The sequence below is a fragment of the Pseudomonas sp. Larv2_ips genome (assembly GCF_963879675.1).
Lineage (GTDB): Bacteria > Pseudomonadota > Gammaproteobacteria > Pseudomonadales > Pseudomonadaceae > Aquipseudomonas.
Genome location: NZ_CAWOAW010000038.1, coordinates 1 through 238 on the forward strand (window position 1 = coordinate 1; position 238 = coordinate 238).

Annotated in this window: 1 protein-coding gene; it reads right to left on the reverse strand. The window is 58.4% G+C overall.

From position 1 onward, the window contains the following. The coding region (locus AACV02_RS29430) for an immunoglobulin-like domain-containing protein (protein WP_372239693.1) at nt 1-238 on the reverse strand (238 nt) is incomplete at both ends.

Consider the following 238-nt stretch of genomic DNA (forward strand, 5'->3'; position numbering starts at 1 on the left):
CACCACCACCGTGCCAACCGACTCACCCGCCTTGATGGTAATCACCGAGCCATTGCTCAAAGTGACCGTCACCGGCGTTTGTGCAGGGTTGGTCAGCGTTGCGGTGTAAGTGATCTGGCCACCTTCGGTGACAGTCTCGCCCGCCGTCAACGTAACGGTGGTGGTATCAACCGAATCAGTGATCGTGGTGACCGCAGGTGTAGTGCTCGGCACCAAGTTCTCGAAGTTGCCGCCAGTT